Below are 20,826 nucleotides of genomic sequence, written 5' to 3'. Positions count from 1 at the left end.
GGCTCTCGACACTGAGCAACTCGAGCGTGTCAGAGCGTGTTTAGTGAGCACTTGGCCGAACTGGCTCGTTGAACCGATCTTGTTCGATGCGGACCTGCTTGTTGATCGGTGATACTCATGCCGTGGAATGGGTTGAGCAGGCCAAGGAAGCCGAGGAACGTCGTGACTGGGACACGGCGATCGCGCTGGTCAGTGCACACGCCGAGTGCTACTCGGCCGACTTCTACGCTCATGACCACCATCTGTGGCACATGGAGTTGCTCGCGTGTGCCCGGCGGATGGAGGAACTGGCGGTTCTGGCGCGGGGGGACGTGCATGCCCGTCGGAAGCTGAACCGCCTGCTCCACGAGGCGTCCCAGAAGGACGGTGGCGGTGAGGACGCCGCGTCCGGATAGGCACACGAGTGGGTGCCGTGATGGCCCATCAGGCGCGGGTGGACGACGGGGGCGATGGTACGAATAGGCCGGGCTCCGGTTCGATCAGGATGCTTCGGGCGACCAGGCGTTTGAGCTTGGCGCGTGCGCCCTCGATTGGCCCACATCCTGCTCGACAGTGCCGTCGAACTGATCATGCACCGCATGGCCGAGGCCGTCTTCGACTCCGAGCGTCTCGACTTTGACCGGCTCGGTCGGCTCCGCCGGCTCGAAGCGATGCGCAAGAGCGACAAGCCTCTGAACCGCCAGTTCGGTGCATCAGGACCGAGCGACGACGACCTCCGCGCGGAGATCCAAAGGCTCGAAAGGATCGTGAACTCGACGACGCAGCGGAAGGGGACCACTGAGTTCGGCAAGAGGATCGACTTCCTGGTCGGGAAGAAGAAGCTCCCCACAGACCTCGCGCCGGTGCTGAAGAAACTGCACGACTACCGGAACGAGACCTACCACCGTGACCAGCACCGAGCCGAAGTCATCCGCCCCGCCGTCCTGATCTACTTCGACGCCGCATGCACCGTCCTCGACCACTACGAACCGGGCATGCTGATCGGACACGACTCTCCCGGCCCCGAGCTGGCGCGCTTCCAGGACGGCACTTCCTCCGGCCGCCAGAACCCCTTCGAGCTTCCCCAGCGGGTCGCGAAGCAGCTACGGGAGGAAGTGGGCCTGGACCTGGAGGCGGTGAGGACCGCGCTGGTCGACAATCTTCTTGGTCGCCTCGACGACCTTGAGTCGGGACTCGCTTCTCGTGTTGGTGGATGTCTCAGTATCGTCGCGAGGATGCCCGCCTCGATGGCCGGTAGAACGCGGCGGGAGCCAGGCGGCGCGCGAGAGCGATGTCTCATGAGACACGCGAAGAATGGAGAACACTTCGGCAGCATGGCCGCGATCCGGGCCGCCGACGCCGAGGCGCTGGCGGGCGTGGACGGCATCGGGGCGGAGAAGGCCGCCGTGATCGTGGCCGAACTCGCCGAGGTGGCGGCGCTGTTGGACCGGCTGACGGAGCAGGGCGTGGGGACGGAGGTCACCGAGCCGGTGGTCGCGGTGGCAGTAGCGGCAGCGGCGGCTGCGGGCCCGGCGGTGGAGGGGGCGGCGGTGGAGGGGGCGGTGGCCGGCCCGCTGGCCGGGCAGAGCGTGGTGGTGACCGGCAGCATGACCGGCGCCCTCGCCGACCTCTCCCGCAACGAGATGAACGAGCTGATCGAACGCGCGGGCGGCAAGGCCTCCTCCTCGGTGTCCAAGCGCACCAGCCTGCTGGTCGCGGGCGAGAAGGCGGGTTCCAAGCGCGCCAAGGCGGAGGAGCTCGGGGTGCCGGTCACCACCCCGGAGGAGTTCGCCGTCCTGGTGGCCGACTTCCTGGGGTGAGGCCGTCGGCCGGAGGCCCGATCACGGCCGGTGCGGGTGCGGTAGGGTGACCGACGCTGAACACGACCGCGAACCAGGGAGGTGAGACCCATTACCGGTATGTCCGAGCGGGTGCTCCCGGAGCGCGGCCGTGCGGGCGCACCGCGCGGATAGCGCGGGCGCGCCGACGCGGCGTCGGCCCTGGCGGGAGCCCTGACGGAGTCCTCCGTTCTCCTCCCGTCCTGCCCAAGGGGTTCCCTTTGCCGATCTTCGCCTCCGCTGCTCTCCGTTCCTCCGTCGTCTCCCGACTGCGCGCCGCCGGTTGTGTGTTCGCCGAGGACGAGGCGCGGATCCTGCTCTCCGCCGCCGCCACACCCGCCGAACTGGCCGTCATGGTCCGAGCCCGCGCCCAGGGCCGGCCGCTCGAACACGTCGTCGGCTGGGCCGAGTTCGCCGGGCTGCGGATCGCCGTCGACCCCGGGGTGTTCGTGCCGCGCCGGCGCAGCGAGTTCCTGGCCGCCGAGGCTGCCCGACTCGCCGGGCCCGATGCCGTGGTGGTCGACCTGTGCTGCGGCAGCGGCGCCCTCGGCGCCGCCGTGGCGGCCGGCGCCGGACACCCCGTCGAGCTGTACGCCGCCGACCTGGACCGGGCCGCCGTCCACTGCGCCCGCCGCAACCTGGCCGGCACGGGCGCCCGGGTCTTCGAGGGCGACCTGTACGACGCCCTGCCCGACGCGCTGCGCGGGCGGGTGGCGGTGCTGATCGCCAACGTCCCGTACGTACCGACCGGCGACCTCGAACTGCTGCCGCCCGAGGCCCGGTTGCACGAGGCGAGGCCCGCGCTGGACGGCGGGGCGGACGGGCTGGACGTGCTGCGCCGGGTGGCCGTGGCGGCGCCGGGGTGGCTGGCGGTGGGTGGGGCGCTGCTCTTCGAGACCAGTGAGCGTCAGGCGGCCGCCGCCCTGGCGGTGGCCCGGGCGGCGGGCCTGGCGGCGGAGGTGAGGCGCGAGGAGGAACTGGACGCCACCGTGGTCATGGCGACGAGGAGCTGACCGGTCGGCCGCCCGCGTTCGACGCTGCCGCCGCCGGTGGTCCCCGGCTCCCCGTGGCGGACCGTCCCGAATGCGCTGCTACGGTCGCGCCGTGACCGATGGGGTGGGTGAGGCGGCACGGCAGGTGCTGCGGTTCAACCGGTAGACCGTCGCGGTGGGTGCCGCGTACGTCGGGTCGGCGGCGGTGGTGCTGATCGGCCAGATCCTGGCGGGGTTCCACTACCTGGCCGTCTGCGCGCTCATGGCCGTGATGCTGCCGGTGACCTTCGGTGCCGTGCTGGTCGTGCGCAACGGCAACGCGGCGGCCCGGCTCGCCGCTGTTCCCGGCGGGGTGGCGGCGAGCCGGCGGGCCTGGGGCGCGGTGACGTTCGTCCTGGTGCTGTTCGGCCTGTGCGCGCTGACCCCGGTCGTCCAGCAGGCCCGCGACGACCTGAGCATGCGGGCGCCCGTCACGGCGGTGATCGACGGATGCGGGCACTCGGGCAAGGACCGGAACTGCTGGGGGCACTGGACGATCGACGGCCGCACCTACACCGGGGAGCGTCTCGGCTTCGCGGAGGCGGCGGGCACGCCGGTGGCGGTGCGGTACGAGCCCGGTGACCCCTCGTACGTGCGCATCGCGGATGACGTCGTCTCGCCACTCGTCATCGCCGCCTGCGTGGCGGCGGTGGGCTGCGCGGTCGGACTGGTGCCGGCGGCCCGGGGGGAGCGCCGCGCCCGGCGCGGGTACCTCGCGGGCGTCCGCCGCGCCGTGGCGGGCGGAGGCGTTGCGGCCGGCCCGTAGTCGGCCCCTCCGTAGCCGGCGCCTCCCGTAGCCGACGCCCCCGGTGGCGGGCGCAGCCCGGGCCGGTGCTGGGTCGCGGCCGGCGGTGGGTCGGGCCGGGACTGGGTGGGGCCAGTGCTGGGTCGGGCCCGTCGGGAAGCACCCCGGCGGGCCCGAGTACGACGCTGCGCCGTCAGACCTGGTAGCGGTTCGGGGCGAGCAGGTGCAGGTGCTCGGCGACCCAGTCGGAGGTGCGCTGCAGCCCCTCGTCCAGGCCCACCAGCGGCTGCCAGCCCGTCAGTTCGCGCGCCTTGCGGTTGTCGGACAGCAGCCGCTCGACCTCGCTGCCGCCCGGGCGCAGCCGGCTCGGGTCGACGACGATCTCGGCGTCCCGGCCGGAGGCGACGATCAGGGCCTTGGCGAGGTCGCCGATGGACACCTCGCTGCCGGTGCCGAGGTTGACGACCTCGCCGAGCGCGCGGTCGGCCCGGGCGACGGCCAGGAAGCCCTCGGCGGTGTCGGTCGCGTAGGTGAAGTCACGGGTCGGGGTGGTCGAGCCGAGCCTGATCTCTCGTGCACCGGAGTGGAGTTGGGCCAGCACGGTGGGGATCACCGCGCGGGCGGACTGCCGCGGGCCGTAGGTGTTGAACGGGCGGACCACCGCGACCGGCAGCTCGAAGGTGTGCCAGTAGGACAGCGCCATCATGTCCGCGCCGATCTTCGAGGCGGAGTAGGGGGACTGCGGCTGGAGCGGGTGCCGCTCGTCGATCGGCGCGGTGATCGCCGTCCCGTACACCTCGCTGGTGGAGGTGTGGACCAGCCGGGCGCCGTGCCGCAGACAGGCGGCGGCGACGTTGTGGGTGCCGACGACATTGGTCTGCACGTACGCCTCGGGCGCCTGGTAGCTGTAGGGGATGCCGATCAGCGCGGCGAGGTGGAAGACGGTGTCGCAGCCGGCGACGGCGTCCAGGACCCGGCCGTAGTCCCGGACGTCACCGGCGTACATCTCCACGGCCGGGTCCGGCTCGGCCAGGTAGTGGGCCAGGTACCCGCGCTCGGCGTACGGCTTGTAGTGCACCAGGGCCCGGACGCGGGCGCCGCGGGCGACCAGCAGGTCGACCAGGGTGCTGCCGATGAAGCCCTCGGCGCCGGTGACCAGGACGGTCCGCCCGCTCCAGTCCTGCGCCACGCTGGGGGTGTCGAAGTCGGTCATGGGGGGTTCCTCCGTAGGGTGTTCGGAATCGGCCGGGTGTCGAGCGGCCGAGTGTCGAGCGGTCGGGTGTCGAGCGGCCGGGTGTCGAGCGGTCGGGAGTCAGTGGACTGACGGGGCGGGGACGGAAGGCTGCTCGGGCGCCGGCGTGCGGCCGATGACGCGCAGCACCTTGGCGGCCAGCAGGTCGGCGGCCCGGGCGTGGTCGCCTGGGTCGGCCGCCCGCTCCATCGCGGCCAGCCGGGCCGGGTCGGCGAGCAGCGGCTCCACCAGCGCGGCCAGCCGGTCGCCGGTGCACTCGCCGTCCGCCAGCAGCAGGCCGGCGCCCGCGTCGGAGAGGACGCGCGCGTTGTGGGTCTGGTGGTCGTGCGGCGCGTGCGGGTAGGGCACCAGCACGGCGGGGATCCGGAGGCTGGACAGTTCGGCGACGGTGGCCGCGCCGGAGCGGCACACCATGAGGTCGGCCGCCGCGTAGGCGAGGTCCATCCGGTCCAGGTAGGCGACCGCGTGCGCCATCGGGTTCCCCGCCAGCGCGGCCGTCACCTGCGCCAGCGCGGCCGGGCCGGTCTTGATCAGCAGCCGTCGGTCGGTGCGGTGGCGCCAGCGCGCGGCCAGCTCGACGGCGGCCGCGGTGAGCCGGGCGGCGCCGAGGCTGCCGCCGTTGAAGACCAGCAGCCGCACGTCGTCCGGGACGCCGAAGTGCCGCCGGGCCTCGGCCCGCAGCGCCGCCCGGTCGAGCCGGGCTACGGCGCCGACCAGCGGCATTCCGACGGTCTGCGCCGACCGGCCGGCGGGCAGGTGCTCGCGGGTCCGATCGAAGGCGAGCGCGATGTGCGGGGTGAGCCGGGCGGCGAAGCGGTTGGCCCGGCCGGGCACCGCGTTCGACTCGTGCACCACGCTGGGCAGCCCGGCCATCCGGGCGCCGACGATCACCGGCGCGCTCGGGTAGCCGCCCATGCCGACCGCCACCTGCGCGCCCTGGGCCCGCAGGATCTCGCGGCAGTCCCGGCCGGAGCGCAGCAGCGCCGCGGGCAGCAGGTAGCGGCGCGGGCCGAGGGAGGCGTCGAAGGGGATCATGTCGACGGTGTGCAGCCGGTAGCCGGCCTGCGGGATCAGGGTGGTCTCCAGCCCGCGCTCGGTGCCCACGAAGGAGATCACCGCCCGGGGGTCGGCCCTGCGCAGTGCCTCGGCCAGTGCGAGGCCGGGGTAGATGTGCCCGCCGGTGCCGCCGGCACCGATCACCACCGACAGGGGGCGGTCGTTCTGGTGGCCGTGACGGCCGTGTTCTGTCCGCATGCCGTAAACCCTGCTGAGGCCGTCTAAGAGACTTCTCAGAGTCGTTTTGAGAGGGTTGTCCGCATGAGCAACGGGCAGAGGGTGTTGGTCGTCGACGACGATCCCGAGGTGCGCGCCGCGGTCGAGGACGGGCTGACGGTCGAGGGTTACCAGGTGCGCGGCGCCGCCGACGGGCTGGCGGCGCTGAGCGAGGTGGCCGGCTGGCAGCCCGACGCGATGGTGCTGGATCTGCTGATGCCCGTCCTCGACGGTCTGGCGGTCTGCCGCCGGCTGCGAGCGCTGGGCGACCGCATCCCGATCCTGGTGCTGACCGCGCGCGACTCGGTGAGCGACCGCGTCGACGGCCTCGACGCAGGTGCCGACGACTACCTGGTCAAGCCCTTCGCCCTGGACGAACTGACCGCCCGGCTGCGTGCCCTGCTGCGGCGCAGCGCCCCGCCGGTCGAGGAGCCCGGCTACCGATTCGCCGACCTGGAGGTCGACCCGGTCACCCGGACCGGGAACCGGGCCGGGCGGCCGCTGGAGTTCTCACGCACCGAGTTCGCCCTGCTGGAGGCCCTGCTGCGGCACCCCGGGCAGGTGCTCCCGCGCGAGATGATCATGGAGCGGGTGTGGGGCGCCGACTTCGGCCCGGACTCCAACTCGCTGGCCGTGTACGTCGGATACCTGCGCCGCAAGCTGGAAGCCGGCGGCGAACCGAGACTGGTGCACACCGTGCACGGGGTCGGCTACCGACTGGACCGGGCCTGAGGTGCGGGCGGACAGCTCCGGGGCGCGGGCAGGGGCGCGGGCGAGGGGAGCGGGCTCGCGGGCGCACGCCCGCTGGCGGCGCCGGCGGCCGCTGCGCACCCGGCTCGCACTCGCCTGCACCGCCGCGGTCGCCGTGGCCACGCTGGGCATCAGCGCGGCCGCGTTCAGCATCGTGCGCTACGAACTGAACCACCAGCTCGACCAGCACCTCACCCAGCAGGCCACCCAGGTGCAGCAGCAGTACCGCAACCAGGGACCGCAGGTTGTCTACGGCGAGTGCAACTACCTCGCCGCCCCGGCCTGCACCCAGATCGTCTCCGGTGACCCCGCCAAGGCGCCGAACGAGCCGTACCTGCTGCCCGTCACCCAGGCCACCCGGCAGGTCGCCGAGCGGCAGCGGGCCGGCTACTTCACCGACCTGACCATCGGCGGCCACCCGGCCCGGATGCTCACCACGCCGATGATCGCGGCGCCGCCCGGCACCCGGCAGGCCGTCCAGGTCGCGCTGCGCACCGACAGCGTCCAGGAGGCGGTGCGGCAGGCCGCGGAGCTGATGGCGGCCGTCGCGGCGGCCGGCGTGCTGCTGGCCGCCGCGCTCGGGCTCACGGTGGCCCGCACCGCCCTCGCCCCAGTGGCCCGGCTGACCCGCACCGCCGAGCGGATCGCCGCCACCCGGGACGCGGGGCTGCGGATCGAGCTGCCGCCGGGGCGCCGGGAGGACGAACTGACCAGACTGGCCGGCAGTTTCAACACCATGCTCGGCGAACTGGAGCAGTCGGTGGCCGCCCAGCGCAGGCTGGTCGCCGACGCCTCGCACGAACTCCGCACCCCGCTGACCGCGCTCCGCACCAACGCCGAACTCCTGTCGCGCGCCGGCCGGTTGACCGACAGCCAGCGCGACCGGGCGGCGGCCGCACTGCACCGCCAACTGCGCGAGGTGACCGGGCTGGTGAACGACCTCATCGAACTGGCCCGCGACGAGGAGCCGCTGCCGCTGCTCGAACAGGTCGCGTTCGGCCAACTCGTCGCCCACTGCGTGGACACCGCCCGCGACCACTGGCCGGCGACCGTCTTCGCCCTGGACGACGACACCGCCGAGCGCACCGTCGCGGGCGTACCGGCCCGGCTGGTCCGGCTGTGCTCCAACCTGCTGGACAACGCGGCCAAGTTCAGCCCGCCGGGCGCCGCCGTCGAGGTCCGCCTCAGCCACGGGCACGACCGGCTGGAACTGACCGTCCGCGACCACGGCCCCGGCATCGCCCCCGAAGACCTCCCGTACGTCTTCGACCGCTTCTACCGGGCCTCTGCGGCCCGCGCCCTCCCCGGCTCCGGCCTGGGCCTCGCGATGGCCCGCCAGATCGCCCACGCCCACGGTGCCACCCTCACCGCCGAGTCCGCCCCGGGCGGCGGCGCGCTGTTCCGGCTGCGCCTGCCGGTCGGGTCCTGAGGCCGTACGAAGCCGGGGTTCTGAGGCCCTACGAAGTCGGATCCCGAGACCGTACGAAGCCGGGTTCTGAAGCCGTACGAAGCCGTGTCCTGAGATCGGAAGAAGGAGGGCCGCCCCGGCCACCGCACCCCCGTCGCGGTGGCCGGGGCGGCGGGTCAGAGCGCGGCGCCGTACACGTGGTCGACCGGGACGGTGAGCAGCACCCGGCGGTCGGCGACCATCGCCGCGCGGTACTCCGCCCAGTCGGGGTGCTCCCCGGCGGCGCGGCGGTAGTAGTCGACCAGGGCCTCGACCTCCGGCCCGTCCGGGTCGGTGCCCGGGCCGGTGAGGGTGGCGACGCCCTCGGCGGTGGCCCAGGAGCGGCCGTCCGGCCCGGTCACCTCCAGGCTGACCCGCGGGTCCCGGCGGAGGTTCGCGGTCTTCGCCAGGCCGTCCCGGGTGGAGATCAGGATGGCGTTCGCGGGGCGGTCGTAGAACGGCAGGACGGGGGAGAGCTGGGGCCGCCCGTCCGCCTTGATGGTGGCCAGGATGCCGAGGCGGCTCTGCGCCAGCAGGGCGTACGGGTCGTGAGCAGTGGCGGTCATGGGAGCATCATCGGGCCTCACACCGGTGTGAAGGTCAAGGCGCGGCAGGCGTGTTGCGATGCCGGCGCCGGGTTGACCCCGAAAGATGAGGATTCGCGGAATCGCCGGTGGCGGGCGCCGCCCGGGGTCTAGGGTCGGGAGACGACAGGGTGTGACGATCCGTCACCGAGCGCTGATCCGGGCGCTGAGCGCAGCGCCGGTCCGACCCGAGGGAGCACCGGACGATGGCTGCCGACTACCGGCCCTGGGAACTGCTGGAGTTCTCCGACGACCTGCACCACGAGGACGTCACCGCGTTGCAGGCCTTCCTGACCGCCCGCCTCCGCGAGGTCGTCGAGGCCCAACCCGAGGGCAGCACCGCCCGGTTCGCGGCCGAACGCCTCGCCGACATCACCCTCAGCGACTGCATCCACCTCGGCGACCTGCTCGTCCCCTGGAGCGAGGTGGTGCGGGACGACCGGGTCGACGTGCCCGGGGAGATCCAACGACTGCGCCAGGACATCATGTTGTGGTGGGAGCGGCTGTGTGAGACCGCCGACGGCTTCCGCGATCACCCCGGCCACAACCCCCGGTGGCGGGCGCTGGAGTACCTCAACCTCGCCCATGCGGAGTTGATGGCGAGCCTGACGGACGCCTCGCGCGGCGGGTACGCCGACGGGGCGCACCCCTGAGTCGTCGGGCCGTCCCTGAGCCGTCGAGGGTGCCCCCGCGTGGTCGGGAACGCCCCGCGTGGTCGGACCGGGACGGTGGTCAGGCGGGTTCCGGGGTGTGGACGGCCGCGGCGAGCGCGGCGGCCGTCCGCCGGACATCCGCCTCCGTGGTGCGCCAGTTGCTGAACGCCGCGCGCAGGGCGGGCCGGCCGGCGTAGCGGGTCGGGGTGAGGAAGGCCTGGCCGGAGATCCGGGCGGCGAGGGCGGCCAGGCGCTCGGGCGTGGGGTCCTCGGCGAGGGTGAAGCAGACGACGTTGAGGCGCACCGGGGCGAGCAGGCGCAGGCCGTCGATCGCGCGGATCGCCTCGCCCAGCGCCTGGGCGCCGGCGGTGCAGCGCTCCACGATCTCCCGGTGCCCGGCCCGGCCGTAGGCGCGCAGGGTGAACCAGGCGGCCAGGGCGCGCAGCCGGTGGGAGTTCTCCGGCGTCAGGTGCACCAGGTCCGGGTGGTCGCCGACGGGCCCGAGATAGGCGGCGGCGTTCTGGAAGACCCGGGCCTGGAGGTCGCGGCGGCGGGTGAACTGCACGGCGCTGTCGTACGGGACGTTGAGCCACTTGTGCAGGTCCACGCAGACCGAGTCGGCGAGGTCCAGCCCGGCCACCAGCTCGGCGTGCCGCGGGGAGAGCGCGGCGAAGGCGCCGAAGGCGGCGTCCACGTGCAGCCAGAACCCGTAGCGCTCGCGGAGCGCGGCGATCGCCCGTAGGTCGTCGAAGTCGACGGTGTTCACGGTGCCCGCGTTGGCGACCACGACGCACGGGCCGTCGGCCTCGGCGAGCGCCCGCTCCAGCGCGGCCACGTCCACCGCCTCCCGGCCGGGCAGGGCGGGGACGGTGGTCAGCGCGGTACGGCCCAGGCCCAGGACGGACAGGGCCTTGGACACGCTGGAGTGCGCGCCGCCCGACAGCACCCGCACCCGGCCCAGCGCGGCGACCCCGTCCTCGGCCACGTCCACCCCGAGCCGCTCGCCCAGCCACTCCCGGGCGATCGCCAGGCCGACCGTGTTGGACGTGGTGGCGCCGCTGACGAAGGTGCCGCTGTGCGCGGCGGAGAGCCCGAACAGCTCGCGCAGCCAGCCGACCGTCTCGCGCTCCAGGTGCTGGCCGGCCGGGTCGAGCGAGGAGTTGGAGTTCTGGTCGGCGGTCGCGGTGAGCCAGTCGCCCACCAGGGCGGCCGGGGTCGCCCCGCCCGTCACGAAGCCGAAGTAACGCGGCCCGGCACTGGCCGACAGCCTCGGCTCCCAGCGCTCGCCGAACTCCGCCAGGGCCGCCCGCAGTCCGCCGCCGTCCTCGGGCAGCGGCCCGGACGGAGTCGGGTGGCCGGCCGACGGCGGGATCACCGGGCGGTCGTCGAGGCCGGCCAGGAAGCCGACGGCCCGCTGCCGGGCCTCCTCCAGCAGGGCGGGCAACCGGTCGAGGTCGGCGGCGAGTTCGGGGTGCATGGTGGTTCTCCGTTGATCGGTGGTCAGGCCGAGGCTAGTGCCGGACGGAGCGGGTGTCGCAGGCCAATCGGGTGCCGGTGGCCTGGGCGGGTCGCGGGTCGCCATGTGGCGAGCAGTGCCCGGAGTTTCAGGACGACTTCGGCGCCGGCCCCGACGGCGCCCCGCGACCGCGGAGCCCTGGACGCCTGGCTCGCCGAGTCGACCGAGCTCATGCTCGCGGCGATGCGCGATGCGCGAGGCCGGCCCGGACCGCGGCTGCTGGACGTGGTGGGGCCGCTCGCAGGCCCCGGAGACCAGCGGAGCCGTGGCCCGGCACCGCATCCAGGAGATCGCCGTCCACACCCATGACGTCCAGCTCACCCAGGGAGCCGCAGAGCCGCTGCCGACGGACGTCGCGGTCGAGGGCGTCGACGAGTTCCTGACGACCGTCTCGGCGACGACCGTCCCCTGGCCGTTCAAGCCGGCGACCATCGACCTGCACGCGACCGAGGGCCGCTCCTGGCCCCTGACCCTCGACGCCGACGGCGTCCGCTGCGACGACCTCGCCGCCGACGCGGAGCCGGGCGACCGCGGCGCCACCCCGCGCCAGGTGCTCTCCCTCACCCCCGAAGGCCACGCCGAACTGCTCCGCAGGCTCCGCGAACCGGCCGACGTCGAGATCACCGACCGCAACTCCTTCCTGGTCCTGCTGGCCTTCCTCAGCCGGCTGCCCGACCCGGGCGACCAGGCCCGAGTCCTGCGCCGCCGCCTGGAGTTCATGGACCGGCCCGCCGGCTACTTCTACGCCGACGGCCGACCGCTGCGCGCCGCCGAGACCGGCGACCGGTTCCGCAAGGGCATGCTCACGCTCGCCGCGGTCACCAGCCGCGCGGATCGGGCCTGGCTGAAGGAGACGATCGCCGAACTGGAGGAGGAGGCCCGCTCGGCGGGGCGGCCGGACGGCGCCTGAGGGCTTGTCGGCGCCGCCGGCCAACCGTTGACGCCCGCGTGCGGGCAGAGCTGCCGTACGCGACCTTCGGCGGCGGTCGCTGGTACAGCCGCGTCGGTGACCTGGAGTCCCTGACCGCATGGCTCGGGTACTCGGAGTTCCGCATGGTCAAGTGACGCTGAGTGCGATGGAGTTACCGCCGGGGCAGTTCGGCCTCTCGCACGGCCCGGGAGGCCAGGGCGTAGAGCGCGCCGAGGCAGGAGAGGGCGCCGCAGCCGACGAAGACCGGGGCGGCGCCCCAGGCGCCGATGGCGGCGCCGACCACGGGGTAGCTGAGCGGGGCGAGGCCGACCATGGTGAGCATCGCCACGGAGGTGACCCGGCCGAGGTAGCGCGGGTCGGCGGTGGTCTGGATCAGGGCGCCGTCCAGACTGCCGAAGACGCCCGCGCTCAGCCCGACCAGTGCGGCGAGTACGGCGGCGGACCACAGGGCGGGGACCATGCCCAGGGCGGCGGCGCCGACGCTGCCCAGCAGCAGGGTCACGGCCATGGTGAGGCCGGCCCGGGGCAGCCGGCCGGCGACGGCGAGCAGGGCGGCGCTGGCGGCGGCGCCCGCGCCGAAGCAGGCGACGATCAGGCCGTAGCCGGACGGGCCCCAGCCGCGCTCGGCGTTGAGGAGCACCATGCCGACGTTGAGGGTACCGGTCAGGCCGAGTTCGCAGACCGCCCCGGTGAGGACCAGCGGGGCGAGCAGGCGGTGGTGGCGGATGTAGCGCAGGCCGTCCGCCAAGTCCGCCCGGGGGGTGGTGAGTTCGGTGGCCGTGCCGGAGACCGGGGCCGGATCGAGGGGCTGGATCCGTATCGACAGCAGCAGCGGCAGCGAGAGGGCGAACAGCGCGCCCGCGACGGTGAAGGCGACGGCCGGGCCGCCGAGGCCCATGGCCAGGCCGCCGACCGGCGGGCCGGCGATCTGGCCGAGGCGCATCGCGAGCGAGCGCAGGCCGGTGACCCGGGCGAGCTGGTCCGGGCCGGTGATCCGGGGCGGCAGGGCGCCCACGGCGGGGACGAACAGCGCGTCCACGGCGCCGAAGACCAGGGCGACCGCCACCAGCAGCCAGAGGGCGGGCGTGGTCAGGGCGATGACGGCCGCGACGCCGAGGATCAGCAGGCAGCGCAGGGTGTCGCTGCAGAGGATCACCCGGCGGGGGTCGAAGCGGTCGGCGACCACCCCGCCGCCGAGCATCAGCACCGCCCGGGGCAGCGCGCCCGCGGCCATCACCAGGCCGACCTCGGCCGGCCCGGCGGCCCGCTGGGCGGACCAGCCGAGGGCGAGGAAGTAGACGCCGTCGCCGACCAGGGAAGCGGTGTAGGCGGCCAGCCAGCGCAGGACGTTGGCGTCGCGGTGGGCGGGGGCGGCGGCGGGTGTGGCCGGCGTCGTCTCCAGGGTGGTCATGGCGGGTTCCCGTCGGTCGGTGGCTGGGTCGTCGGCGGCCGGGGCATCGGTTGCCGGGTCAGGGGCGGAACGGGAAGCCGTACAGGTGGACCGACACGTGCTCGCGGCCCCCGGTGCCCCCGGCCGCCCGCGCCGCCTTGCCGCGCTCCCGCCAGCGGCGGCCGATGGCCTGCAACTCCTCGCCGAGTTCGGCGAGTTCGGCGGGGGTGAGGTCGAGCAGCCACTCGGAGGTGAACGCGGCGTCCGTCCACTCCGCGCCCCAGGCGGCGCCCTGGTCCAGGTAGGTGCGGTACTGGGCGGCCCGGTTGTCCACCAGCCCCCGGGTGACCGCGCCGACCGCGGCCGCGCCCTCCGGCGTGCCGGTCAGGTCGGACTCGCGGAAGCCCCAGCCCTCCTCGGAGGAGACCTGCCACCACCGCTCCCGCCCGTCGGAGCTCTGCCCGGTCGCCTCGGTGACGAAGCCGTGCTCGGCGAGCTTGCGCAGGTGGTAGCTGACCAGCGACGGCGCCTGGTCGACCTGCTCGGCGAGCTGGGAGGCGGTGGCGGTGCCGGCGGCGTAGAGCAGCCGGTAGAGCTGCATGCGCAGCGGGTTGGTGAAGGCCTTGAGTCGGGAGAGGTCGGTGATCCGCTCCGTCTCGGCGTGCTGCGGGGGGTTCGGCTGGTCCATGGCCCTACGGTAGGTCCGAAAGAAAAGTTGCGCAATGAAAACTGCGCAAGAGAAGTTTTTGATCCCTCCGGCGCGTGACCGGACATGCTTGTCGGCCACGGGACGGGGTGGCATCGAGCCGGCGAAGTCGGAGCTGCTCGCCTGTCGCCGCGCAATGGAGGGGCTCGGCTGGGACGTGGCTGTGATCGTGCGCGTAGCGATGCCGATCGCCTCGTACGTGGAGTTGACGAGCTCGTACACGATGTTGTGTCGCACGCAGTACGCGTGACGGGTGGAAACGACTTTCCGGTGTAGGGCTGCGGTCAGCGCGAGTGCGGCCGATACCGTGGGCAGGTGCCTGACGTGTTTCAGGGGGTGGTCCTCCGGGTTCGGTGACGTACGGGTTCATTTGGAGACGAACTGGCTCGCCAACGGGTCTGTGCCAGGGGGGAACAGGCCTCTCCGTCATCATGTGTGGCCAGTTCCGGCCTCACGCCACCACCCCGGTGGCGGTTACATTCGCCCTCAACAAGGCATGTACACGACCAGTGGGAAGTAGGCATTGATGCGCCCCATAGGACCCGTCAGCCGCACCGGAACATCACTCATGGCGGTGACCGCAACGGCGGCTGCCATGGCCGTCACCGCCATGGGCCTCGTCGCCTCACCGGCTGTTGCGGCACCCACCACCACGACGGCGCAGGCACCCGCGCCCGGCGACACCTGTACGGTGGCCGACCTCGGCACGCGCCACCCGTACATCCAGACCACCGAAGTGTCTCCCACCATCACCCACTTCAAGGGTTGGTACGTCACCGCGGGCACGACCGGCACCCAGACCGTCGCCACCAGCACTCAGACCACCATCTCGGTCTCCGTCGGCCTCAACGGCGGCGTCGAGGGCAAGTTCGCCGTCGAGACCCTCGGCAGCGTCGGCGCGAGCCTGGGACTGGCCGTCAAAGTCGACTTCACCTCCACCAGCAGCGAGTCCAACTCGGTCACGTGGAACTTCAACCAGCCCGGCTACTACGGCGCTTACAAGGGCACCAAGAAGGTCACCGGCACATACGGAAGCCTCAACTGCAACCGCGTCCGACAGGGTGACGGCAGTTGGGCGCTGAAGTGGATCAAGGGGCCGGGCAGCGGCAGCTTCACCACCTTCACCGCCCTTGAGGAGGGCGCGGTGCGCTGCGAGGACAAGGTGCCCGCCAGCAGCATCATGGCCAAGGCGCAAGGCCTCCTCGACTGCGGCTCGGCCGCCGCGAAGGCCGAGCGCCCGGCGGGTGCGGTGGCGCCGACGGCGAAGCAGGAGCCGGACGGCCTTGTGCAGAGCCCGGCTCTCGCTGACGGCACGTCCGTCGAGCAGTCCAAGGCCACCGTGCGTAGCGCGCAGGCCGTTCTCAACTGCGAGGCCGGCGCCTACCGGATCGACGTCCCCGGCAAGCCCCTGAACTGGAGCGCACCGCTCCTGGCCAACGACGGCATCCGCCTGCGCGAATCCACGTTCTTCAGCGCCCACCTGGACAACTGGCGGCTGTGCAACGTGACGGAGAACAACGGGGTGCTCGAGGCGTCCCTGTGGAACTGGGGCAACGGCGGATGCGCGACCATCCCGGCGAACACCGCCAACCAGGAGCAGGCCTACCTGACGACGGCCAACTGCGGGGAGGACGACCTCCAGCGGTTCTACATCTACCGTGACGTACCCGGCAGCTCGAAGGTCGGTGTGCAGAACAAGTACACCGGCTCCATGATGGGCTACGACCGGTACGCGGACGGGGAGTTGATCCGCCAGTACTCCGGCGGCAGGCAGGACGGTACGGGTACGTTCACCCTGACCGGAGTCTGACGGCCGACACCCCGTGAGCGGCCCTGCACGTGAACCCGCGACCTTCCTGGTTTCGTGCGGGGCCCTCCGCGTCGCTACTCCGGTCCCCGGCGCCGCACCCGCATCGCGACCACCAAGAGGCGGGCGGGCGTCAGCGGGGCAGGGTCGGGACGGCGCCGCACTCGACGTGTTCGACGTGGACGCCGGGCAGGCCGCGGGACCAGGCGGTGGCGACGGGGGTGAGCCGGGCGCGGGGGAGTGGCGTGGGGCCGAGGCCGATCGGGAAGTGGGTCCGGCCGTCGCGGGTGCGGTAGGGCTGGGGCCAGGCGTGGAGGTGGGTGGCGCCGGCTTCTTCGAGCGCGGTGAGCAGGGCGCGCAGGCGGCCGCGGGCGGGGCCGGTGGAGTCCGGGTCGACGGTGACCACGGCCCAGGCGGCGTGCCGGCGGTGCAGTGGGGGTGGGGTGAGCAGGGCGGGCCACGGGTCGGGGCTCGTGGTGGTGAGCTCCCAGGCGCGGTAGAGCTCTTCGGTGAGCAGATCGCGGGTGTCCGGGCCGACCTGGGTGGTGCAGCTGCGGACGGGGGCGGAGGGGGTGAGGACGGTCAGCGGGGCCGGCTGCTGATCGCCGAACTCGCCGGTGAGGCTGACGGGTTGGCGCCAGTCCCAGGAGGCCCAGGTCGCGGTGAAGCGCTGGAACAGGTCGTCCCCGGCGGCGGTGTCGGGGGCGGTGTCGGGGGCGTCGAGGATAGTCCGGGCGGCGAGCACCGACCAGGCCAGCGACGGCAGTTGGCCGAAGGGCGCGCCGTCCAGGCCGCGCGCCCGGGCCCAGGACTTGACCTGCCGGGCCAGCCGGACGAACCGGGCGTGCCGCTCCCCGAGCGTCGAGTACCCGGGCATCGAGCCGCCGGGCATCGAGTCCCCGAGCATCGAGCCCCCGGGCGTCGAGTCCCCGAGGGCCGAGTCCCCGAGCGCCGAGAGGATCGCCTCGGCGTCCGTGACGGCGCTCAGCGCGACGGCCGCCGCCTCGCCCAACTCGGCGCGTCGGGGCACCGCTTGGGCGGGGTCGAGGGCGCCGGTGAACACCACGACCAGGTCGACGGTCAGCCCGTCCGCCTCGAACCGCAGCCCCGGCACCCGGGCGCCGCGCACCTCGCGCAGTCGGCGGGCCTGCGGCAGGGCGGCCGCGACCCGGGCCAGCACCCCGGGCAGGTCGGCCGGACCGGCCAGGGCCGCCACCAAGTCCAGGTCGCCACCGTCCAGTTGGCAGCCCAAGCGGCGCGAGCCGACGGTGTGCACCACCGCCTCCGGCAGTGCCGAGGCGACCAGCCGGGCCAACTCGGCTGCGCCGGAGGTACGTTCGGCCGACTCGGGGCGCGGCGGCGCCGGAGGCTCCTCCGGCAGCTCCCGCACCTCGCCCGTCCCCAGGGTGACCACCGCACGCGGGCGCATCGGCTCGTCGCCCCGCCGGGAGAGCACCACCAGCTCGCCGACCCGGGCGTCCAGGCCGCTCAGCCGGGCGGCGCAGTCGGCGGCCACCCGCTGGGGGTCGTCGCTGCGCCCGAGGCTCAGGTGCGGGGTGTAGCCCTCGGCGAGACCGCGGCCGCGGCAGCGGGGGAAGCGGCGTTCCAGGGCGTGCCGTAGTGCGGCCCAGGGTTCGGGTGTGGCGGCGGCCGGGTCCAGCCAGATGGTGGCGTCCTCGCGGTGGCCGAAGGTGTGCACGCCCTCCAGCCGGGCGGTGAAGGGCGCGACCTCGGCGGCGGCCGCGCCGAGCAGCGGCAGGGCGCGGTCGAACTCGGACTCCGGAACGAAGCCGAACAGCAGGTTGACGTGCGGGGGCCAGCGGTGCAGCTGGGGGTCGTACGCGGCGCGCAGCCGCTGGATCGGCGGCCACAGCTCCTCGGGCGGCAGCCAGGCGACGGCGGTGCGGGCGGTGGGCGCGGCGTCGAGGGTCTGCGGGGCGTGGGCGCCGCCGAGGGCGAGGTCGACGGCCAGGCCGTAGTGGTCGGAGGGGTGGAGGCCGTCGGTGGTCGGCCGGTCGCCGAGCAGGACGGCGGTGGTGGGGCGGGCCCGGTCGGAGCGGTGCAGGACTCGGTCGATCCGGCCGGGCCGGCCGGTGAGCGAGGAGACGGCGGCGAGCGGGTTGACCGTCGGGTCGAAGGTGGGGGTGTCGTCGGCCGGGCCGTGCACCTCGCTCCAGGCGTCGCGCAGTCCGAGGGCGGCGGCGGGGCCGGCCGGCCCGGAGCGGGCGTCGTTGAAGTCGCCGAGCAGCAGCAGTTCGCCCTCGACGCCGGCCAGTCCCTCGGCCAGCCGGGCGAGTTCGGCCTGCCGGCGGGCGGGGCCGTCCGTCGAGTGGTCGCTGCTCAGGTGGACGGCGGCGACGGTGAGCGGCGTGTCGTCGGCGGTTCGGAGGGTGACGGCGGTGACGGCCTTGTGCGGGCCCAGCACGTGCCGGCCGGCCTCCAGCACCGGGAGGCGGCTGAGCAGTAGCAGGCCGTACTCGGGCACGTCGCGGCCGGCCGGGTCGGCGCCGAGGGTGTAGCCCTCGCGGACCCAGGGCTGGGCCAGCAGCTGGACGACCAGGGCCGGCTCGACCTCCTGGAGCGCGATGACGTCGGCGTCGGCGGCCGCCAGCTCGGCGAGCAGCAGCGGCCGGCGGCGGGCGGTGTCGATCCGGTCGCCGTCGTAGCGGTCCCAGAGGATGTTCCAGGTGACCACGCGCAGGGTGTCCCCGCCGGTGGCGGTGGTGTCGGCCGCACCGGGCCCCCAGCCGACGTCCGGCCGCCAGGCGTACGGGGTGGTGGCGGTGAAGAAGGGGGAGGGCAGCCGGCGCGGTTCGGTGCGGTGCCCGGCCGTGGTGGTGTCCAGGAGGTCCACGCCGGTGGTGCGGTCCCACACCACGACGCCGTCGGCCTCGACCCAGTGCACCCGGTGCCAGGGGATCTCGCCGGAGGCGGCGAAGGCCTCCAGCGGGACGCGCTTGGTGCGGTCGTCGCGCTGGCGCACGCCCAGGGTGAACCGGGCCGGGTCGAAGCGGGCGTCCCAGCGGATGCGCTGGCAGACCTGTTCGATGGGGCGCATCAGTCCTCCTCGGAGTCGAGCATGCCCGCCGTGTCCTCCACGGTGCCACCCGGGCCGACGTACCAGGTGCGGTGCGCCTGGCCGGGGTGGGGCGGGCGGTAGCGGTGCAGTTGGGCGGTGAGCACCTCGGGCGGTACCGGGTGCGGGCGGACGGCGTTGCGGCGCAGCAGCTCCGGCTCGCCGACCAGCAGCACCACCTGGGTGAGCAGGGCGTCGCGGCGCCGGGCGATGCCGTGGACGTGGGAGCGCTGCTCGCGGTTGAGCGAGGTGGCGTCCCAGACCACGGTGGCGGCCGGGTCGGTCAGGGCGGTGTCCAGCCGGGCCAGGCCGGTGCGCAGCACCTCGGGGTTGTGGCGCTGGTCGGCGCGGGAGCCGTTGGCGGCGCGCAGGTCGTCCAGGCTGATCCGGGCGGAGACGCCGGGCAGGGTGGCGGCGAAGCTGCTCTTGCCGCTGCCGGACGGGCCGCACAGGTGGACCAGCCGGGGGAAGCGGCCGTCCCGCCAGCGCCAGGTGGCGGCGACGGCCTCCTCGACGGTGCTGATCCGGCCGAGTGCGTAGGCCTCGCGGGCCTGGGCCCAGCAGCGGTCGGCGGCGACGGGGTCGAGGTCGGCGAGGGCCTCGCGCAGGCCGGTGCGCAGCCAGGCCAGCGGGTCCGCTTCGAGCAGCCCGGCGTCCTCGGCGTGCAGGGCGGACCAGGCGACCTGTTCGCGCTCGGCCGGCCCGGGGGCGACGGCCGCGGCCACCGCGTGCAGCACGCCGAGGTCGGCGGCTCCGGCGAGCCGGACCAGTCCGGTGCGGCGTTCCTCGTCCGGGTACGGCTGGTGGAGGCCGGGGTGGAGGCCGACCAGGTCGGCGACCCGGCGGGCCAGCGGCAGGCCGAGCCGGTCGGCGAGTCGGGGTGCGAGCTGAGGCGCGGGCTGCGGCGCGTGAAGTGCGGGCTGAAGTGCGGGCTGAAGTGCGGGCAGGGTCGCCAGTGGGTCCCGGGGGGCGGTGCGCAGCGCGGTGGCGAGGACGCCGGCCAGCCGGGCGTCGCCGGTGCGGCCGAGTTCGTCCAGCCGGGCCGAGACCTCGGCCAACTCCTCCGGCCTGGCGACGAGTTCGTCTGCACTCACGCCCAGGGCTCCGGCCAGCAGCGGGAGTTCCGGCGATCGGCCCGAACGCACCTCCCAGAGCAGGGCGTTGGGGCCGAGGCCGTTCTCCACCACGGCGGCGTGCATCCAGTGGGTGTCGGTGCGGACGTGCTGGGGACGGACCCACTTGGCGATCCGCTCGCCGAACTCGGCCCGGGGGAAGCCCCGGACGGTCCGTACGACGTAGCCCTCTTGCCGGTCGAGGTCCAACCGCAGGGCGCGCAGGGCCCGTTCGTCGTAGCGGCCGCGCCAGAGCACCCGGGGTGCGGGGACGCCGAGCCGGCGCAGGAAGCGGACGGTGTCGTCCCAGCCCAGGCAGTGGTCCTGGTCCGTCCAGACGGAGAAGCCGTAGAACCAGCTGTCCAGGTCGGTGTACGGGATGGAGTGCCGGGCGAACAGGTTCTCGCCGCAGATCCGCCAGCCGGCCGGGATCCGGGCACCGATCCGGTGCTGCAGGCCCTTGACCCAGGCCCGGGACGGGTGGTGGGCGGAGTCCAGCGAGCGGGCGTGCAGGCCGTCGGCGTAGAGCGTGGTGTTCTCGCCGTCCAGCTTCTCGGTGACGACGACCTCCGCCCCGGCCAGGCCGGAGACGTCCCCCGTCCGTACGTCGTCCGCCGCCGCCCCCGGTGACCAGGGGAGATGCGGCGTCCGGGGGTAGTGCACACGCATGTCCGGCTCCCTGAACGTCCTTGATCCGGCGGACACTGTAGGAGCCGGTGGACGGGCGTGGCCACCGA

Annotated in this window: 18 protein-coding genes; 10 read left to right on the top strand and 8 right to left on the bottom strand. The window is 74.0% G+C overall.

The annotated features are described in order from the left end of the window. Positions 1 to 122: 122 nt before the first annotated feature. The 4 genes from ACZ47G_RS17360 to ACZ47G_RS17345 all read left to right on the top strand — a co-directional run bounded on the left by ACZ47G_RS17360 (position 123) and on the right by ACZ47G_RS17345 (position 3,614). Positions 123 to 395: a hypothetical protein gene (locus ACZ47G_RS17360; protein WP_465743503.1), complete on the top strand. Its 273-nt coding sequence runs from the start codon at positions 123 to 125 to the stop codon at positions 393 to 395. 183 nt (positions 396 to 578) lie between these two features. Then, on the top strand, positions 579 to 1,799 hold the full coding sequence (locus ACZ47G_RS17355; protein WP_465743501.1) for a BRCT domain-containing protein: 1,221 nt from the start codon (positions 579 to 581) through the stop codon (positions 1,797 to 1,799). Positions 1,800 to 2,038: 239 nt separating this feature from the next. Then, the gene (locus ACZ47G_RS17350; RefSeq protein WP_465743499.1) at positions 2,039 to 2,830 is read left to right on the top strand and encodes a putative protein N(5)-glutamine methyltransferase; all 792 of its coding nucleotides are present in this window, start codon (positions 2,039 to 2,041) and stop codon (positions 2,828 to 2,830) included. Positions 2,831 to 2,984: 154 nt separating this feature from the next. After that, entirely contained in the window at positions 2,985 to 3,614 is a 630-nt protein-coding gene (locus tag ACZ47G_RS17345) for a DUF3592 domain-containing protein (protein ID WP_465743497.1), read from the top strand. Positions 3,615 to 3,786: 172 nt separating this feature from the next. Here ACZ47G_RS17345 and ACZ47G_RS17340 read toward each other — a convergent pair whose 3' ends face one another. Together ACZ47G_RS17340 and ACZ47G_RS17335 are read right to left on the bottom strand one after the other, a co-directional pair. Beyond that, positions 3,787 to 4,806: an SDR family NAD(P)-dependent oxidoreductase gene (locus ACZ47G_RS17340; protein ID WP_465743495.1), complete on the bottom strand. Its 1,020-nt coding sequence runs from the start codon at positions 4,804 to 4,806 to the stop codon at positions 3,787 to 3,789. Between the two features lie 99 nt (positions 4,807 to 4,905). After that, positions 4,906 to 6,099: a UDP-N-acetylglucosamine--N-acetylmuramyl-(pentapeptide) pyrophosphoryl-undecaprenol N-acetylglucosamine transferase gene (locus ACZ47G_RS17335; protein WP_465743493.1), complete on the bottom strand. Its 1,194-nt coding sequence runs from the start codon at positions 6,097 to 6,099 to the stop codon at positions 4,906 to 4,908. Between the two features lie 63 nt (positions 6,100 to 6,162). On the opposite strand from ACZ47G_RS17335, the gene ACZ47G_RS17330 reads away from it, so the two are divergent. Together ACZ47G_RS17330 and ACZ47G_RS17325 are read left to right on the top strand one after the other, a co-directional pair. Continuing rightward, positions 6,163 to 6,849, top strand: coding sequence for a response regulator transcription factor (locus ACZ47G_RS17330; RefSeq protein WP_380458355.1), 687 nt, complete (start codon positions 6,163 to 6,165; stop codon positions 6,847 to 6,849). A gap of 1 nt (position 6,850) precedes the next feature. After that, positions 6,851 to 8,296, top strand: coding sequence for a sensor histidine kinase (locus tag ACZ47G_RS17325; RefSeq protein ID WP_465743491.1), 1,446 nt, complete (start codon positions 6,851 to 6,853; stop codon positions 8,294 to 8,296). Between the two features lie 155 nt (positions 8,297 to 8,451). Here the strand turns inward: ACZ47G_RS17325 and ACZ47G_RS17320 are convergent, their stop codons facing one another. After that, positions 8,452 to 8,880, bottom strand: a complete 429-nt coding sequence (locus ACZ47G_RS17320) for a PPOX class F420-dependent oxidoreductase (protein ID WP_465743489.1) — start codon at positions 8,878 to 8,880, stop codon at positions 8,452 to 8,454. Between the two features lie 224 nt (positions 8,881 to 9,104). On the opposite strand from ACZ47G_RS17320, the gene ACZ47G_RS17315 reads away from it, so the two are divergent. After that, positions 9,105 to 9,551 (top strand): hypothetical protein, encoded by a 447-nt coding sequence (locus ACZ47G_RS17315; RefSeq protein ID WP_465743487.1) that lies wholly within the window; start codon positions 9,105 to 9,107, stop codon positions 9,549 to 9,551. A gap of 79 nt (positions 9,552 to 9,630) precedes the next feature. Here ACZ47G_RS17315 and ACZ47G_RS17310 read toward each other — a convergent pair whose 3' ends face one another. Further along, positions 9,631 to 11,028, bottom strand: coding sequence for a pyridoxal phosphate-dependent decarboxylase family protein (locus ACZ47G_RS17310; RefSeq protein WP_465743485.1), 1,398 nt, complete (start codon positions 11,026 to 11,028; stop codon positions 9,631 to 9,633). Positions 11,029 to 11,257: 229 nt separating this feature from the next. Between ACZ47G_RS17310 and ACZ47G_RS17305 the strand changes: the two genes are divergently transcribed. Together ACZ47G_RS17305 and ACZ47G_RS17300 are read left to right on the top strand one after the other, a co-directional pair. Next, positions 11,258 to 11,977, top strand: coding sequence for a maleylpyruvate isomerase N-terminal domain-containing protein (locus tag ACZ47G_RS17305; protein ID WP_465743483.1), 720 nt, complete (start codon positions 11,258 to 11,260; stop codon positions 11,975 to 11,977). Positions 11,978 to 12,015: 38 nt separating this feature from the next. Further along, on the top strand, positions 12,016 to 12,132 hold the full coding sequence (locus tag ACZ47G_RS17300; RefSeq protein WP_465743481.1) for a DUF6368 family protein: 117 nt from the start codon (positions 12,016 to 12,018) through the stop codon (positions 12,130 to 12,132). Between the two features lie 17 nt (positions 12,133 to 12,149). Here the strand turns inward: ACZ47G_RS17300 and ACZ47G_RS17295 are convergent, their stop codons facing one another. Further along, a complete protein-coding gene (locus ACZ47G_RS17295) occupies positions 12,150 to 13,409 on the bottom strand; it encodes an MFS transporter (RefSeq protein ID WP_465743479.1) in 1,260 nt (419 codons plus the stop codon). 58 nt (positions 13,410 to 13,467) lie between these two features. After that, complete coding sequence (locus ACZ47G_RS17290; RefSeq protein ID WP_465743477.1) at positions 13,468 to 14,076, bottom strand: helix-turn-helix domain-containing protein; 609 nt, start codon at positions 14,074 to 14,076, stop codon at positions 13,468 to 13,470. A 586-nt stretch (positions 14,077 to 14,662) separates the two neighbouring features. Between ACZ47G_RS17290 and ACZ47G_RS17285 the strand changes: the two genes are divergently transcribed. Further along, positions 14,663 to 15,904, top strand: a complete 1,242-nt coding sequence (locus ACZ47G_RS17285) for a hypothetical protein (protein ID WP_465743475.1) — start codon at positions 14,663 to 14,665, stop codon at positions 15,902 to 15,904. 130 nt (positions 15,905 to 16,034) lie between these two features. Here ACZ47G_RS17285 and ACZ47G_RS17280 read toward each other — a convergent pair whose 3' ends face one another. Both ACZ47G_RS17280 and ACZ47G_RS17275 read right to left on the bottom strand, forming a co-directional pair. Further along, positions 16,035 to 18,959: an RNA repair domain-containing protein gene (locus ACZ47G_RS17280; protein WP_465743473.1), complete on the bottom strand. Its 2,925-nt coding sequence runs from the start codon at positions 18,957 to 18,959 to the stop codon at positions 16,035 to 16,037. After that, the gene (locus tag ACZ47G_RS17275; RefSeq protein ID WP_465743471.1) at positions 18,959 to 20,758 is read right to left on the bottom strand and encodes an RNA ligase family protein; all 1,800 of its coding nucleotides are present in this window, start codon (positions 20,756 to 20,758) and stop codon (positions 18,959 to 18,961) included. Before ACZ47G_RS17275 ends, ACZ47G_RS17280 begins: the two co-directional genes overlap by 1 nt. Between the last annotated feature and the right edge of the window lie 68 nt (positions 20,759 to 20,826).

Source organism: Kitasatospora sp. NPDC030952, assembly GCF_055571335.1.
This window is presented reverse-complemented; position numbering and strand designations above follow the sequence as displayed.